Consider the following 13611-nt stretch of genomic DNA (forward strand, 5'->3'; position numbering starts at 1 on the left):
GCCCCGCACAGGTTCTTCACTCTGTTACAGCTTCGCGAAGCCCGCCTCGATGATGTCCAGGCCCTCGTTCAGCAGGTCCTCGCCGATGACCAGCGGCGGCAGGAAGCGCAGCACGTTGCCGTAGGTGCCGCAGGTGAGCACCAGCACGCCCTCGGCGTGGCAGGCCTTGGCGAGCTTGCCGGCGGCCTCCGGGTTCGGCTCCTTGCCGGCCAGGTCCTTCACCAGCTCGATGGCGATCATGGCGCCGCGGCCGCGGATGTCGCCGATGATGTCGAACTTCTCCTGCATGGCGGCGAGGCGGCCCTTCATGACCTCCTCGATGCGCTTGGCCTTGGCGTTGAGGTCCAGCTCGCGCATGGTCTCGATGGCGCCCAGGGCACCGGCGCAGGCCACCGGGTTACCGCCGTAGGTGCCGCCCAGGCCACCCGGGTGGGCGGCGTCCATGATCTCCGCGCGACCGGTGACGGCGGCGAGCGGCAGACCGCCGGCGATGCCCTTGGCGGTGGTGATCAGGTCCGGGACGATGCCCTCGTCCTCGCAGGCGAACCACTGGCCGGTGCGGCAGAAGCCGGACTGGATCTCGTCGGCGACGAAGACGATGCCGTTGTCGTTGGCGAACTTCACGATCGCCGGGAGGAAGCCCTTGGCCGGCTCGATGAAGCCGCCCTCGCCGAGGACCGGCTCGATGATGATCGCGGCGACGTTCTCGGCGCCGACCTGCTTGGTGATCTGGTCGATGGCCTGGGCGGCGGCCTCGGGGCCGCAGTTCTCCGGGCCGGTCGGCCAGCGGTAGCCGTACGCCACCGGCACGCGGTAGACCTCGGGCGCGAACGGGCCGAAGCCGTGCTTGTACGGCATGTTCTTGGCCGTCAGCGCCATCGTCAGGTTGGTGCGGCCGTGGTAGCCGTGGTCGAAGACGACGACGGCCTGGCGCTTGGTGTACGCACGGGCGATCTTGACGGCGTTCTCGACGGCCTCGGCGCCCGAGTTGAACAGCGCGGACTTCTTGGCGTGGTCGCCCGGGGTCAGCTCGGCGAGCTGCTCACAGACCTCCACGTAGCCCTCGTAGGGGGTCACCATGAAACAGGTGTGGGTGAAGTCGGCGAGCTGCGCGGACGCGCGGCGCACCACGGCCTCGGCGCTGGCGCCGACCGAGGTCACCGCGATGCCCGAGCCGAAGTCGATCAGGGAGTTGCCGTCGACGTCCTCGATGACACCGCCGCCCGCGCGCGTGGTGAACACCGGCAGCACGGAGCCCACGCCGCCGGCGACCACGTTGAGGCGGCGGGCCTGGAGCTCGAGCGACTTGGGGCCGGGGATCGCAGTGACGACGCGGCGCTCCTGGGGGAGGGCGGCGCCTCCGGACAGTTCGGTCATGAGGGGCTCCAGGGGGAAGGACTCGGTCTTTACTCGGGCTTTTAGTCGCAGGCTAGGGGCGGGGAGGGGGCTCGGGCATGCTCCGTTAGGGAGCAGTGCGGCGGGCGCGTTGTCCGCGGCGGACATGGCGGGGCCCCGCCCGCCCCACGAGGTGATCATGCTCATGGTCCGGGCGTGGCGGCGCCGAGGACGCTGAACTCCCCGCGCGTCGCCACTAGATTGGGCCGCGACGTCACACGTGTGCGCGCAGGACCGGCCGGTGGGGGCAAGAGGGCAGCGATGGCAACCGAGGACACGTACGGAGCATCCGACACGCGCGGACACGCCGGGCCGCCCCGGCCGGGCCCGCACGGCGCCCCGCCCATGCCGGCGCGCCCGCCGGGGCCCGTCCCGGCGCCCCCGCCCCGCGAGGCCGCCCCGACGGGCCCCGGGACTCGCCGTTCGTGACCTGGCTGCGGGCCCCGCGCCCGGTCGTCGAGCCGGGCGTCTGGGCCTACGAGCACCGGCCCAGGCCCCCCGAGGAGCCGGGCCGGGTCCCCGGCCGGCAGCTGATCAGCGGGGCGCTGATCGCCTTCCTGTGCGGATGGCTGTTCTGGTCGCTGCTGTGGAACGGCTACCTCGGGCCGTACTGGACCTGGCCGCTGCGGGCCGTGATCCCCGAGTCCTGGGACGCGAACACCAAGGAGTGGTACGAGGCGTCCTACGTCTACTACGCCCTGGTCTTCGGCGCGCTGGCCGCCCTCTTCGGCCGGATCGGCCGCTGGCCCGAGCTCGGGCGCCGGTACGCCGTCCCCGCCGGCCGCCGGGCCGCCGCGCTCGTCCGGCAGGGGCTCGGGCGCCGCTTCCCCGCGCTCCTCGAGCCGCCGCGGCCCGAGCGCATCCCCGAAGGCACCCTGCGCGCCCGCGCCGCCCTGTCCCTCGCCGCCGCGGTCCTGTTGTGGGCCCTGTGCTGGAACGGCGCCCTCGGCACGGCGTGGCTGTGGCCGCTGGAGCGGTTCGGCGAGCCGTCGTGGACGGTCGCCGACTGGTCGTACGCCGCGTACACCTACTACGTCCTCTTCACGGGCGCGCTGCTCCTCCTCGCGGCCCGCGCCGGCCACTGGTCTGAACTCCGGCGCCGCCGAAACCTCGCGCGGGAGGGCGGCCCGGTGCGCGAGACGGCGGTCGCGCAACCCACCGCCACCGCGCCGCGCGACCTCGCCGAGTGGCCCGCGCTGCGCGCGGCCGGCGCGCACGCCGCCGCCGAGCGCCTGGCGGCCGACGCCCAGGCCGGGCTGATGAACGACGTCGACCACGCCCGCATCGAGCGCGCCTGGGAGTCCGTACAGGCCCGGCACGACCGGCTGACCGCCTTCACCGACACCGTGCTGCGCCATGGCGCGGCCGCGTGCGCCCACCCCTCGGGGGCGCGCGACCTGCCCGTACGCGCCGCCCGGCACGACCTCGTCACCCGCCAGGTCCGCATCGGCACCGCCGCCGACGACGAACGCAACCCCTACGCGCACCGGGGCGCCGGCTCCGCCCTCGAACCCGCGCTGCTGGGCACCTCCCTGCTGGCCGTCGGCCCCTCCGGATGCGGCAAGACGAGCCGGCTGGTGCGGCCCGTCCTGGAGTCGCTGTGCCTGCAGGCGCTCGCCGGGCGGGCGGCGGTCGTGGCCGTGGGCGCGGCCGGCGCCGGGCTCGCGCCGGACGAGGCGTTCGACGTCGTGGTCGGCATCGGCCGCCCCGACTCCGCCTACGACCTGGACCTCTACGGCGGCACCGACGACCCCGACGAGGCGGCCGCCATCCTCGCCGAGGGGCTCGTCGGCGACCTCACCGCCGCCCTTCCCGGCGGCGACAGCCGGCGCGCCGCCACCACCCTGGCCCAGCTCCTCGGCCCGTTCCGCGCGGCCAACGACCGCTTCCCCTCCGTCCCCGAGCTGCGCGAACTCCTCGACGGCTCCTCCGCCGCGCTCGGCGCGCTGCGCGCCGCGCTGGCCGAGGGCGGCCACGACGGGCTGGTCCGCGAGATCGACGCCCGCGAGCGGCAGGCGCTGCGCCCCGGCGACGCCGGGCCCGTGCTCGCCGACCGGCTCGCGCTCCTCGACCGCCCCGCGTTCGCGCGCTTCTTCAGCACCACCGACCCCGGGCGCACCTTCTCGCTCCGGGCCCTCGAGCACCCGCTGCGGGTGCGCATCGACCTGCCCGAGCGCGGGCACGCCGAGGCGTCGAGGCTGCTGGCCCGGCTGGTGCTGGCCCAGTTCACGGAGTGCGCCGCGGGCCGCGCGGACCGGTCGCTGTTCGCCTGCCTGGTGCTGGACGACGCCACCCACACCGTCACGGCGGAGGCCGTCCGCGGGCTCGGCAGGCTGCGCTCGGCCAACGCCGGCGCGGTGCTGACGCTGCGCACGCTCGACGACGTCCCCGAGGCGCTGCGCAGCACACTGCTGGGCTCCGTCGGCTGCCGGATGGCGTTCTCCGGGGTGACGACGTGGGACGGCGCGCGGTTCGCGGAGGTGTGGGGCAAGGAGTGGGTGCAGACCCGCGACGTCACCGACCGGCAGGTGATCGCCCACGAGCCGCTGACGCGCGCCCTGCACGTGCTGCGCCACGTGGTGACGGGCCGCGCGGTCACCGCGCAGTCGGTCACGGTCCGCACGGTGGAGCGCGAGCGCTGGTCCGCCTCCGAGCTGGCCCACAAGGTGCCCGCCGGGCACGCGGTGCTGTCGGTGAGCTCGGTGCGGGGCGGGAGCGCGCCGCCGGTGCTGGTGGACCTGGAGGGGTGAGGCGCTCGCGTTCCCGCGCAATGCTCCACTGAGGCAGAATCGGTCACAGCCGTTCATACGGGACGGCACCGTCACCGCACATGCCCCGTCCGAAGGTGCCATGCCCCTCACGCTCGCCTCGCTGGTCAACCACTCCGCGCTCAAGCTCACCGTGCTCGCGGGAGAGGACCGGCTGGACACCCCCGTCCGCTGGGCGCACGTCAGCGAGCTCGCCGACCCCGTGCCGTGGATGGACGGCGGGGAGCTGCTGCTGATCACGGCCATGAAGATCGACGCCGCCGACGGCGAGGCGATGCGCCGCTACGTACGGCGGCTGGTGCGCGCCGGAGTGGTCGGGCTCGGCTTCGCGGTGGGCGTGAACTACGAGCAGGTGCCGGACGCCCTGATCGGGGCCGCCGCGGACGAGGGGCTGCCGCTGCTGGAGGTGCCGCGCCGCACGCCGTTCCTCGCCATCACCAAGGCCGTCTCGGCGGCGATCGCCGCCGACCAGTACCGCGCGGTGACGGCCGGCTTCGAGGCCCAGCGCGAGCTCACGCGGGCGGCCCTCGCCCCCGAGGGCCCCGCCGCGCTGCTCGCCCGGCTCGCCGCGCACCTCGGTGGATGGGCGGCGCTCTATGACGCCTCCGGCGCGGTCGTGGCGGCGGCGCCCGATTGGGCCGCACGGCGCGCGGGCCGCCTGAGCGCCGACGTCGAGCGCCTGCGCTCCCGGCCCGCGCCCGCCAGCGCCGTCGTCGGCGCCGAGGACGACGAGGAGGGCGGCGACCGCGTGGAGCTGCAGTCCCTCGGCTCCGGCCGGCGCACCCGCGGCGTCCTCGCCGTCGGCACCGACGAGCCGCTGGGCACCGCCGAGCGCTACGCCGTGCACTCCGCGATCGCCCTGCTCACGCTCACCACCGAGCGCTCCCGCGCGCTGCAGGACGCCGAACAGCGGCTGGGCGCGGCGGTGCTGGGGATGCTGCTGGCGGGCGAGCCGGAGCACGCCCGGGCGGTGGCGGGCGAGCTGTACGGAGGCCTGCTGGAGGGCCCCTTCCGGATACTCGTCGCGGTGGCGGCCGAGACCGACCCCCACGGCGAGCTGAGCGCCCTCGCCGACGCGGCCGAGACCGCGGCGAGCCGGGCGGCGGAGCCGGTGCTGGTCGTCCCCGAGAGCGGGCGGGTCGTCGTCCTCGCCGTGGACGGCGGCGCGGCCGTCACGGCCTGCACCGACCGGGCCCGTGAGGCGGAGGCCCGGCGCGCCTCCGGCGGGGAGCGCGGCGGACCCGCGCCGATGTCCGTCGGCCTCTCCGCCCCCACCACGGCCGAGGCCGCCGGCGCCGCCTTCCACCAGGCCGAACAGGCCCTGTCCGTGGCCCGCCGGCGCGGCCGCGTCCTGGTCGGCCACGAGGAGGTCGCCGCCGGGTCCGTTCTTCCGCTGCTGGCCGACGACGCCGTACGGGCCTTCGCCGACGGCATGCTGCGGGCGCTGTACGAGCACGACGCGACCGGCCGGGGCGACCTCGTCGCCTCCCTGCGGGCGTGGCTCGCCCGCCACGGCCAGTGGGACGCGGCCGCCGCCGACCTGGGCGTGCACCGGCACACCCTGCGCTACCGCATGCGGCGCGTCGAGGAGATCCTGGGCCGCTCGCTCGACGATCCCGACGCCCGGATGGAGCTGTGGCTGGCTCTGAAGGCCACCTCCGGCCCCTCCGCGTAGGAATCGGCCACGGAGGAACCGGCGGCGAAGACCTGCCAATGCGGCGCGCCCCCGCCACCGCGTGCTCCATTGCGGACAAGCGACCGCGGAGCGCGGCCGACCTACGGTGGGGGAGCCGAAATCGTCTGCACCCCCCGGAGGGAATCTCGTGACTGCTCCCCACGCGTTCTGGCTGGCCGGCCGCGAGGCCACCGGCGAGGAGACCTTCGACGTCACGAACTCCTGGGACGGTCGTCTCGTGGGCACCGTGAGCGTGCCCACCGAGGCGCAGGTCGAGGAGGCCGTCGCGGCCGCCCACGCCGTGCGCGAGGAGTTCGCGGCGACGCCCGCCCACGTGCGCACCGCCGCCCTCGACCACGTCGCCAAGCGGCTCGCCGAGCGCACCGAGGAGATCGCCCAGCTGATCTCCGCCGAGAACGGCAAGCCCATCAAGTGGGCCCGCGGCGAGGTCGGCCGTGCCGTCTCCGTCTTCCGCTGGGCCGCCGAGGAGGCCCGCCGCTTCAACGCCGGCGACGCCCAGCGCCTGGACACCGACCCCGGTTCCACCGGCCGCCTCGCGCTGACCCGCCGCGTCCCGCGCGGCACGGTCCTGGGCATCGCCCCCTTCAACTTCCCGCTCAACCTGAGCGCCCACAAGGTCGCTCCGGCCATCGCGGTCGGCGCGCCGATCATCCTCAAGCCCGCCCCGGCGACCCCGATCTCCTCCCTGATCCTGGGTGAGATCCTCGCCGAGACCGACCTGCCGGCCGGTTCCTGGAGCGTGCTGCCGGTGCCCAACGACCGGATGCCCGCCCTCGTCCAGGACGAGCGGCTGCCGGTCATCTCCTTCACCGGCTCCGGCCCGGTCGGCTGGTCGATCCTCGACTCCGCGCCGCGCAAGCACGTCACCCTCGAGCTCGGTGGCAACGGCGCGGCCGTCGTCCTCGCCGACTGGTCCTCCGAGGCCGACCTGGACTGGGCGGCGCAGCGCATCGCCACCTTCTCCAACTACCAGGGCGGCCAGTCCTGCATCTCGGTGCAGCGCGTCATCGCCGACGCGTCGGTCTACGACCGCCTGCTGCCGAAGGTCGTCGCGGCCGTCGAGGCCCAGGTCACGGGCGACCCGTCCGACGCCTCCACCGACGTCGGCCCGCTGGTCAGCGAGGACGCCGCGAAGCGCGTCGAGACCTGGGTCGACGAGGCCGTCGCGGCCGGCGCGAAGCTGCTCGCCGGCGGCAAGCGCGAGGGCGCGACCTACGCCCCGACCGTGCTGGCCGAGGTCCCGGCCGGCGTGACGATCGCCTGCGAGGAGGTCTTCGGCCCGGTCCTGACGATCACCAAGGCCGAGGACGAGGACGCCGCTTTCGCGGCCGTCAACGACTCCCCGTACGGCCTGCAGGCCGGCGTCTTCACCCACGACCTGCAGACCGCCTTCCGTGCCCACCGCGCCCTCGAGGTCGGCGGCGTGGTCATCGGCGACGTCCCCTCCTACCGCGCGGACCAGATGCCCTACGGCGGCGCCAAGCAGTCCGGTGTGGGCCGCGAGGGCGTGCGCTACGCGATGGACGACTACACCTACGAGCGCGTGCTGGTCCTGACCGGCCTGGCCCTGTAGGCAACGCCCCGCGACCTGCCGTGTGCGCCCCGGGACACCCGTCCCGGGGCGCACACGTCTTTCAGCGCCGTCGCCCGCCCGGCCGTCCGCCGGGGGCCGGAAGCTTGCCGGGGGTCTGGTAGAGCACGTACGGATCGGGTAGGTACATACGGATGAGTAGCACCGGTCGGTAGTCGACCGGGACAACTGCCCCGACTCAGACGGTGAGGTGCCCGATGACCGCACCATCCGTACGACCGGTCTCCGAGCGCGAAGCCCGCCAGGTCGCCGAGGCGGCCCGCGAGCAGGACTGGAAGAAGCCCAGCTTCGCCAAGGAGCTCTTCCTCGGCCGGTTCCGCCTGGACCTGATCCATCCGCACCCGAGCCCCGCCGCCGAGGACGTCCGGCGCGGGGAGGAGTTCCTCTCCAAGCTCCGCGACTTCTGCGAGACGCGGATCGACAGCGCCCGCATCGAGCGCGAGGCGAGGATCCCGGACGAGACGGTCGAGGGGCTCAAGGAGCTCGGCGCCCTCGGCATGAAGATCGACGTCAAGTACGGCGGCCTCGGCCTCACGCAGGTCTACTACAACAGGGCGCTCGCGCTCGTGGGCTCCGCCAGCCCCGTCGTCGGCGCGCTGCTGTCCGCCCACCAGTCCATCGGCGTGCCCCAGCCGCTGAAGCTCTTCGGCACTCAGGAGCAGAAGGAGAAGTTCCTGCCGCGCTGCGCGCGCACGGACATCACCGCCTTCCTGCTCACCGAGCCCGACGTCGGCTCCGACCCGGCCCGGCTGGCCACCGTCGCCGTGCCCGACGGCGACGACTACGTCCTGGACGGCGTGAAGCTCTGGACCACCAACGGCGTCGTCGCCGACCTGCTCGTGGTCATGGCACGGGTGCCCAGGAGCGAGGGACACAAGGGCGGCATCACCGCCTTCGTCGTCGAGGCCGCCGCCGAGGGCGTCACCGTGGAGAACCGCAACGCCTTCATGGGCCTGCGCGGCATCGAGAACGGCGTCACCCGCTTCCACCAGGTCCGCGTCCCCGCCGCCCACCGCATCGGGCCCGAGGGCGCCGGCCTGAAGATCGCGCTGACCACCCTCAACACCGGCCGGCTCTCCATCCCCGCCATGTGCGTCTCCGGCGGCAAGTGGGCGCTGAAGATCGCCCGCGAGTGGTCCACCGCGCGCGAGCAGTGGGGCAAGCCCATCGCCCGGCACGAGGCCGTCGGCGCGAAGATCTCCTTCATCGCCGCGACCACCTTCGCCCTGGAGGCCGTCCTCGAGCTCTCCGGCCAGATGGCCGACGAGGACCGCAACGACATCCGCATCGAGGCCGCGCTCGCCAAGCTCTACGCCAGCGAGATGGCCTGGCTGATGACGGACGAGCTGGTCCAGATCCGCGGCGGCCGGGGCTACGAGACCGCGGCCTCGCTGGCCGCCCGGGGCGAGCGCGCGGTCCCCGCCGAGCAGATGCTGCGCGACACGCGCATCAACCGCATCTTCGAGGGCTCCACCGAGATCATGCACCTGCTCATCGCCCGCGAGGCCGTCGACGCCCACCTCTCGGTGGCCGGCGACCTCATCGACCCGGACAAGTCCCTGGGCGACAAGGCCCGCGCCGGCGCCCGCGCGGGCGGCTTCTACGCCCGCTGGCTGCCCAAGCTCATGACGGGCCCCGGGCAGCTGCCGCGGACGTACGCGGAGTTCCACCCGGCCGGTCATCCCGACCTCTCCGGGCACCTGCGCTACGTCGAGCGCTCCTCCCGCAAGCTCGCCCGTTCCACCTTCTACGCCATGTCCCGGTGGCAGGGCCGCATGGAGACCAAGCAGGGCTTCCTCGGCCGCATCGTCGACATCGGCGCCGAGCTCTTCGCCATGAGCGCGGCCTGTGTGCGCGCCGAGCACCTGCGGAGCCTCGGCGACCACGGCGGCGAGGCCTACCGGCTCGCCGACGCCTTCTGCCGGCAGTCCCGCATCCGGGTGGAGGAGCTCTTCGGGCGGCTGTGGACGAACACCGACGAGATCGACCGCAAGGTCGTCTCCGGCGTGATGTCGGGTGCGTACACATGGCTGGAGAGCGGGATCGTCGACCCCAGCGGCGACGGCCCCTGGATCGCGGACGCCACCCCCGGCCCCTCCAAGGCCGAGAACGTCCACCGGCCCGTGCGCTGACTCCGTCGCGGCACCGCCGGGACGCCCTGTCGGGCCGGACCGGCGGTGCCGCCACAATAGGAGGATGACGGACCTCCTCGCTGACCCCCACCTGCGCTACTCCGCCGACACCCATGCCGGCGGCGGCCCGCGCGAGATCGTGATCCTCGGCTCGACCGGCTCGATCGGCACCCAGGCCATCGATCTGGTGCTGCGCAACCCCGAGCGCTTCACGGTGACCGCCCTGTCCGCCGCCGGCGGCCGGGTGGACCTCCTCGCCGAGCAGGCGCACAGACTCCGGGTCCGCACCGTCGCCGTGGCCCGCGAGGACAAGGCGGCCGAGCTGCGCGAGGCGCTGGCCGCGCGGTACGGCGCCGAGCCGCTGCCGGAGATCCTCGCGGGGCCCGACGCGGCCACCGAGGTGGCCCGCAGCGAGTGCCACACGGTCCTCAACGGCATCACGGGCTCCATCGGCCTCGCGCCCACCCTCGCCGCGCTCGAGGCAGGCCGGACCCTGGCCCTGGCCAACAAGGAGTCGCTGATCGTCGGCGGCCCGCTGGTCAAGGCGGTCGCCAAGCCGGGCCAGATCATCCCGGTGGACTCCGAGCACGCGGCGCTCTTCCAGGCACTGCTGGGCGGCACCCGCGCCGAGGTCCGCAAGCTGGTCGTCACGGCCTCCGGCGGCCCCTTCCGCGGCCGTACGAAGGCCGAGCTGGCCTCGGTCACCCCCCAGGACGCCCTGGCCCACCCCACCTGGTCCATGGGCCCGGTCATCACGATCAACTCGGCGACGCTGGTCAACAAGGGGCTCGAGGTCATCGAGGCCCACCTGCTCTACGACATCCCCTTCGAGCGCATCGAGGTCGTCGTCCACCCCCAGTCGTACGTCCACTCGATGGTGGAGTTCACCGACGGCTCCACGCTCGCCCAGGCCACCCCGCCGGACATGCGCGGCCCCATCGCCATCGGCCTCGGCTGGCCCGAGCGGGTGCCCGACGCCGCCCCCGCCTTCGACTGGTCCCAGGCCTCCACGTGGGAGTTCTTCCCGCTCGACGAGGAGGCCTTCCCCTCGGTCGCGCTGGCCCGTCACGTCGGCTCCCTCGGCGGCACGGCGCCCGCCGTCTTCAACGCCGCCAATGAGGAGTGCGTCGACGCGTTCCTGAGCGGAAAGCTGCCGTTCAATGGGATCGTGGACACCGTCGCCGAGGTGGTCGCGGAACACGGCACCCCCGCCGCGGGAACCCTCCTGACCGTCTCGGACGTCCTGCAAGCGGAGACCTGGGCCCGCGCCCGGGCCCGCGAACTGGCGGCCCGTACGGGCGCCCGTACGGCGAAAGCGACCACGGAGGCCCGCGCATGACGACACTGATGACCATCCTCGGGATAGTCGTCTTCGTGGTGGGCCTGCTCTTCTCGATCGCCTGGCACGAGCTGGGCCACCTCTCGACCGCGAAGCTCTTCGGCATCCGGGTGCCGCAGTACATGGTCGGCTTCGGGCCGACGATCTTCTCGCGGCACAGGGGCGAGACCGAGTACGGCATCAAGGCCGTCCCGCTCGGCGGCTACATCCGCATGATCGGCATGTTCCCGCCCGGCGAGGACGGCCGCGTCAGCGCCCGTTCCACCTCCCCGTGGCGCGGCATGATCGAGGACGCCCGCTCGGCGGCCTACGAGGAGCTGCAGCCCGGCGACGAGACCCGGATGTTCTACACGCGCAAGCCCTGGAAGCGCGTGATCGTGATGTTCGCCGGACCGTTCATGAACCTGGTCCTGGCCGTCGCGGTGTTCCTCGGCGTGATGATGTCGTTCGGGATCAACACGCAGACCACGACGGTCTCGGCCGTCTCCGACTGCGTGGTGTCCGCCAGCGCCCCCACGGACAAGTGCCCCTCCGGCGCCAAGGACTCGCCGGCCAAGGCGGCCGGCCTGCAGCCCAAGGACCGGATCGTGGCGTTCAACGGCCACCGGGCCACCGACTGGAGCACGCTCCAGAAGGAGATCCGGAAGACCACCGGCCCGGCCACGATCACCGTGGTCCGCGACGGGCGGGAGAAGACGCTCGGCGCGAACCTCATCTCCAACCAGGTCCAGAAGTACGACGGCAAGGGCGCCCCCCTCAAGGGCCAGTACGTCACCGCGGGCTTCCTCGGCTTCACGCCCGCCACCGGCGTCGTCCAGCAGTCCTTCGGACAGTCCGTCGACCGTATGGGCGACATGGTGCAGTCCGGTGTGGAGTCGCTGATCGCCCTGCCCGGCAAGATCCCCGACCTGTGGAACGCGGCCTTCGACGGCGCCGAGCGCAAGGCCGACTCGCCCATGGGCGTCGTCGGCGCGGCCCGCGTGGGCGGCGAGGTCTTCAACCTCGACATCCCGCCGTCGCAGCAGATCGCGACCATGCTCTTCCTGGTCGCGGGCTTCAACCTCTCGCTGTTCCTGTTCAACATGCTGCCGCTGCTGCCGCTGGACGGCGGGCACATCGCCGGGGCGCTGTGGGAGTCGGTCCGCCGGGCCTTCGCCAAGGTCTTCCGGCGCCCCGACCCGGGCCCCTTCGACGTCGCCAAGCTCATGCCGGTGGCGTACGTGGTGGCGGGCATCTTCGTCTGCTTCACGCTGCTGGTGCTGATCGCGGACGTGGTGAACCCGGTCCGGCTGACCTGACGGGCATCCGATTGTGACGGCCGGGCGCGCTATGTGCCCGGCCGTCCGTGTTTGGGTGGTGTTCGGGTCGTGATGTGCCCCGGGGGGACGGCTTGCCGTAACCTCGGATGCCGGAGCCCGCCGATCTCGGGACCATGATTTAAGACCTTGGGGTTGCTCGCCTGATGACTGCGATTTCGCTGGGAATGCCTTCCGTCCCGACCAAGCTCGCCGACCGCAGGGTCAGCCGCAAGATCCAGGTCGGATCCGTGGCCGTCGGCGGCGACGCCCCGGTGTCGGTGCAGTCCATGACCACGACACGCACCTCGGACATCGGCGCCACGCTGCAGCAGATCGCCGAGCTCACGGCCTCCGGCTGCCAGATCGTGCGCGTCGCCTGCCCGACCCAGGACGACGCCGACGCGCTGCCGGTCATCGCCCGCAAGTCCCAGATCCCCGTCATCGCGGACATCCACTTCCAGCCGAAGTACGTCTTCGCCGCCATCGACGCCGGCTGCGCCGCCGTCCGGGTCAACCCGGGCAACATCAAGCAGTTCGACGACAAGGTCAAGGAGATCGCCAAGGCGGCCTCCGACGCCGGCACCCCGATCCGTATCGGCGTGAACGCCGGCTCGCTGGACCGCCGCCTGCTGCAGAAGTACGGCAAGGCCACCCCCGAGGCGCTGGTGGAGTCGGCGCTGTGGGAGGCATCCCTCTTCGAGGAGCACGGCTTCCGTGACATCAAGATCTCGGTCAAGCACAACGACCCGGTCGTGATGGTCAACGCCTACCGTCAGCTGGCCGCCCAGTGCGACTACCCGCTGCACCTGGGCGTCACCGAGGCGGGCCCGGCCTTCCAGGGCACCATCAAGTCCGCCGTCGCCTTCGGCGCGCTGCTCTCCGAGGGCATCGGCGACACCATCCGCGTCTCCCTGTCGGCCCCGCCGGCCGAGGAGATCAAGGTCGGCATCCAGATCCTGGAGTCCCTCAACCTCCGCCAGCGCCGCCTGGAGATCGTCTCCTGCCCGTCCTGCGGCCGCGCCCAGGTCGACGTCTACAAGCTGGCCGAGGAGGTCACGGCCGGCCTGGAGGGCATGGAGGTTCCGCTGCGCGTCGCCGTCATGGGCTGTGTCGTCAACGGCCCCGGCGAGGCCCGCGAGGCCGACCTGGGCGTCGCCTCCGGCAACGGCAAGGGCCAGATCTTCGTCAAGGGCGAGGTCATCAAGACCGTCCCCGAGTCGAAGATCGTCGAGACCCTCATCGAAGAGGCCATGAAGATCGCCGAGCAGATGGAGAAGGACGGCGTCGCCTCCGGCGAGCCCACCATCAGCGTTGCCGGCTGACACCCCCCGCACCACCGCTGCCCCGCCCCCAGACGGCGGGGCAGCGTCGTTTCCGCCCACCGGGAGGTGC

General features: G+C 73.3%; 8 protein-coding genes. 7 read left to right on the forward strand and 1 reads right to left on the reverse strand.

Annotation, left to right across the window (positions count from 1 at the left end; genetic code table 11):
- Window positions 1-24 precede the first annotated feature (24 nt).
- Window positions 25-1377 carry a 4-aminobutyrate--2-oxoglutarate transaminase gene (gene gabT / locus J1792_RS21785; RefSeq protein WP_207248019.1) on the reverse strand — a complete coding sequence of 451 codons (1353 nt, stop codon included), beginning with the start codon at window positions 1375-1377 and terminating at the stop codon, window positions 25-27.
- Window positions 1378-1820: 443 nt separating this feature from the next.
- Here gabT and J1792_RS21790 point away from each other — a divergent pair, with 443 nt between their 5' ends.
- The 7 genes from J1792_RS21790 (at window position 1821) to ispG (ending at window position 13541) form a co-directional block, all read left to right on the forward strand.
- Window positions 1821-4145: an ATP/GTP-binding protein gene (locus tag J1792_RS21790; protein WP_207248020.1), complete on the forward strand. Its 2325-nt coding sequence runs from the start codon at window positions 1821-1823 to the stop codon at window positions 4143-4145.
- A 100-nt stretch (window positions 4146-4245) separates the two neighbouring features.
- Window positions 4246-5838: a PucR family transcriptional regulator gene (locus J1792_RS21795; protein WP_207248021.1), complete on the forward strand. Its 1593-nt coding sequence runs from the start codon at window positions 4246-4248 to the stop codon at window positions 5836-5838.
- Window positions 5839-5986: 148 nt separating this feature from the next.
- Window positions 5987-7432 carry an aldehyde dehydrogenase family protein gene (locus J1792_RS21800; RefSeq protein WP_086572922.1) on the forward strand — a complete coding sequence of 482 codons (1446 nt, stop codon included), beginning with the start codon at window positions 5987-5989 and terminating at the stop codon, window positions 7430-7432.
- Between the two features lie 215 nt (window positions 7433-7647).
- A complete protein-coding gene (locus tag J1792_RS21805) occupies window positions 7648-9582 on the forward strand; it encodes an acyl-CoA dehydrogenase family protein (RefSeq protein ID WP_086572920.1) in 1935 nt (644 codons plus the stop codon).
- A 64-nt stretch (window positions 9583-9646) separates the two neighbouring features.
- The gene (dxr, locus tag J1792_RS21810; RefSeq protein ID WP_207248022.1) at window positions 9647-10921 is read left to right on the forward strand and encodes a 1-deoxy-D-xylulose-5-phosphate reductoisomerase; all 1275 of its coding nucleotides are present in this window, start codon (window positions 9647-9649) and stop codon (window positions 10919-10921) included.
- Window positions 10918-12219 (forward strand): M50 family metallopeptidase, encoded by a 1302-nt coding sequence (locus J1792_RS21815; RefSeq protein ID WP_086570272.1) that lies wholly within the window; start codon window positions 10918-10920, stop codon window positions 12217-12219. The genes dxr and J1792_RS21815 overlap by 4 nt, the downstream gene beginning before the upstream one ends.
- 164 nt (window positions 12220-12383) lie before the next feature.
- Window positions 12384-13541: a flavodoxin-dependent (E)-4-hydroxy-3-methylbut-2-enyl-diphosphate synthase gene (gene ispG, locus J1792_RS21820; protein WP_086570274.1), complete on the forward strand. Its 1158-nt coding sequence runs from the start codon at window positions 12384-12386 to the stop codon at window positions 13539-13541.
- The last annotated feature ends 70 nt before the right edge of the window (window positions 13542-13611 follow it).

Source organism: Streptomyces triculaminicus (assembly GCF_017349075.1).
GTDB lineage: Bacteria > Actinomycetota > Actinomycetes > Streptomycetales > Streptomycetaceae > Streptomyces > Streptomyces triculaminicus.